A 3,193-nucleotide genomic window follows, 5' to 3' on the forward strand; every position below is an offset into this window, starting at 1 on the left:
GCTCCGCAAAGCTGCCGCCCGAACCGTCGATGCGGTCTGCGCCGCAATCGGCCACGCACTCGATGCCTTCACCGCCGACGAATGCGCCAATTACCTCAACAATTCAGGCTATCGAACTTAATGCCATCACGCTTTAGTAGCGCTCGACTTCACGCAATCGGCGCCGACGGCCTATCCGTCGGCGTCGGCGTTGGGGCCTGCCTCTGAACGCTCGGCCCGTCGGCCCGATGCGTCGGCACCCGGCGACGAAAGCGAGTTGCGAGCCGAGGCGGAATCTGCAGTCTGGTTTGGAGACCCAACGGCGGTGTTCTGATCATGTCAGGTCGCCGCTACGCAGTAAGCGTGGCGCTGCGGCCCTTTCGATTGGCGCTTGATGCCTATTTTGACCGCGTGACGCGACGCCGCGGCTTCCATTTGTCGGACAAAGCGTTGACGGCAGCCTCGATCGCCTTCCGGTCGACAATGTTGGGACCAAACTGCTCCGGACCCCAGAGGCGCATGTGTTCGTGCTCCGGATGGGCGGGGTCGCCGATGGCATCGAGGTATTCGGCGTAGCCTGGCGCACCGCCGACGTCCTCCGGAGGACAACGACCGGTGGCCTCGAGCAGGAGGGGAAGTCCCTCTATCGTCGTGTTGTCGAACCATTTCTCGAGTTTGATCACATGGTCCCAGCTGTCGCCGAAGTCATAGAGATAATGGATCGTCTTGGCGCCGGTCTCTTGAACGATATCGCAGAGCCGCGCCTTGCGAGCATCGATCGGCTGGGGGCCAAAATCACCGTCGGGATCGGGGATGCCCCAACGCCCTTCGCCAGCCAGGAACTCGAAGAGGTGGCTGTTCGTCCACCCAAACGCCGCCTGAAGCGTCAGATGCAGCCGATCAAGGCGCAGGGTGACGGGTACGACAAGGCAACGCATCACCTCCGGCTTGACGTCCTTGAGGGTTGCCCTGATCCGGACGGCGGTGTGTTCAGGCTCATGCTGCCAGCCTCGGATCGTGCGCATGCATCGTGGAGGTCGACCCCCAGGGAAGCAGTTCGTCCAGTCGCGCCGCAGGCCAGCCATTGACGAGCTTGGCGAGGACGTCAGAGAGCCAGTGCTCGGCGCTGACGCCATTCAGCTTGCGTTTCAATGAGCGAAGCCAACAATGCCCAATTCTCGGCACCCTCGTCGCAACCGGCAAAAAGGGAGTTCTTGGCATTGAGCTTGATCGGCCGCATCGCACGCTCGACCGCATTCGTGTCCATCTCGATACGCCCGTCATCACGGTAGCGCGTTAGGCCGTCCCAATGACGCAGCGCATAACGCAAAGCCTTCGCCGTGTCGCTCTTCTGCGCAAGGTGATCAAGCGTCGCCTCAAACCACTGCTTTAAGGCTGCAGCCAGAGGCCGGGCTTGCGCTTGTCGGCCCGCGCGACGCTCGGCATCCGATCGGCTGTCATTCGGCCTGCAATATTGGCTCTGTCGCAGTTTTGGTGCAGCTCCGCTTATTCTGCGCCGATCAATCTGGCCTGAAGCAGATCGATTTTCCCGCGGCCATACATTTGACGTCGGACGAGCTTGAGGCGCGTAATCTGACCTTCAGTCTGTCCGTTGGACCACGGCAAAGTGATCGCTGCTCGAACCGCCGCTTCATCTTTCGCGACGCCGCTGGCGAACGAGGCGACGAGGCTGGCGCGGGCGCGCTCGATCCATGGGATGAGGCCCACCTCGGTGTTGCGCCGGATCATCATGTGGAATTCGGCGATGATCTCGCGTGCCTCGACTAGGGTTGGTACGCCAGATTCTATCGCCGCTACCGTGACGGTCTCTGCTTTCGTAAGCAAGTCCCGCCCGGTTGTCATGAGACGCGCGATCGTTTTGGCCGACGGGATCCACTGAAGGTTCTGTGCATCGGCCTTTTCGGCACGTCGTCTGCGGGTCGCCCACTCGCTGACGACGAAGCGAGCCGCGGAAGCCACGCGCTGCTAGGCGGCGCCAGAGTTCAGCCCCGTTTCGACAGCCGGACGCCCACTGATCATCGAGCCATGGCAAATGCAGATCCAACGAACTTTGCCGGGTCCGGAAGACATCGGTGCGTTCGCCGCGGATCACCTGCCGTACTAGCTTCCTGCTATGGCCAGTCTGGCGCACGATCTGCTTGATGGGTATGCCGTTCTTCGACAGAGCCAAGATGGCCGCATTGGTCTCCTCGCGGCGCAAGTAGCCCTCGTACTGGAGGCGCTCGGCTGCTGTCAGCAGGGGGATCGATCGTGGTCGCACCGATGACGGTGCGAATCTGGCGCATAGATTTGCGGACGGCGTCAAGGAAGGCCCGACTGGCGTTCTCCATCAGATGCCAGCGGTCGGCGACCTGCACCGCGTGCGGCAGGGCCTTTGCTGCTGCTTCGCCATATCCGCCGCCACGATCGCGGGCGACGATTGCGATCGTGGGATGCGCAGCGAGCCAAGCTTGGGCGGTCGCGGGCTCACGATCCGGCAGCAGGGTGACTACCCGGCGCCTTTCTAGGTTGCAGATGATGCTGGCGTATCGGTGATTGCGCCGCCAGGCCCAGTCATCGATACCGATGACCCTGAGAGCATCGACCGGCGAACGGCTGCGGCGTCGGACCACGCGCAGAAGCGTGTCCTTGCTCACTGGCAGCATCAGCCGTCTTGCGAAGCCCGCTGCGGGTCGACCGCCGAGCGCCAGACCAAGGTGATGGACGATAGAGTCCAGCCTCGCCGTACGTCGCGCTGATGGAGCCAATATCCCGTCGGCGAAACGCTCAGTGAAGATCTGACGTCCGCACAGCACGGCGTCGCAGCGGAAGCGGCGGGCGACCACCAGGAGCTCTACGACCCGCCCGGACAGCGGCAGATCGGTCGCGCGTCGTCGATACCGGCTATGGAAGCGTCGGGAAACCGTTCCGCACGACGGACACAGACCAACGCGTCCAGACGCCCGGACCACAATAACGGCCTTATCACCCTCGTAGCACGCACTCTCTACAACGAAACCCACGCGGCACCAGACTGGAGCGCTGGAGTGCTTGCTGCATGGCGCTGATTCTCCTCCAATCAAAGCGCCAGACATGCCTCGAACTGCATCAAAAGTGATGGTGTGGAACGGCCCTTCGAACCGGCATCAAAAGTGCCTAACGTGGTCGCGTAGAGAGGCGCCACAAAGGAAGGACCGTTCCATGGAGAAGATTA

The 3,193-nt window shown here is 62.3% G+C and carries 1 protein-coding gene and 2 pseudogenes; all 3 read right to left on the reverse strand.

The window, feature by feature from the left end; translation table 11 throughout:
• Positions 1-377: 377 nt before the first annotated feature.
• Entirely contained in the window at positions 378-1,064 is a 687-nt protein-coding gene (locus tag IVA91_RS11225; RefSeq protein WP_247458764.1) for a plasmid pRiA4b ORF-3 family protein, read from the reverse strand.
• A pseudogene (locus IVA91_RS11230) lies at positions 976-1,432 on the reverse strand (transposase); the annotation flags it as partial. The pseudogene IVA91_RS11230 and the gene IVA91_RS11225, both read right to left, overlap by 89 nt.
• A gap of 53 nt (positions 1,433-1,485) precedes the next feature.
• Positions 1,486-3,039, reverse strand: a pseudogene (locus IVA91_RS11235) (ISL3 family transposase).
• Between the last annotated feature and the right edge of the window lie 154 nt (positions 3,040-3,193).

The organism is Bradyrhizobium sp. 153 (assembly GCF_023073835.1).
In the GTDB taxonomy this organism is placed as follows: domain Bacteria; phylum Pseudomonadota; class Alphaproteobacteria; order Rhizobiales; family Xanthobacteraceae; genus Bradyrhizobium.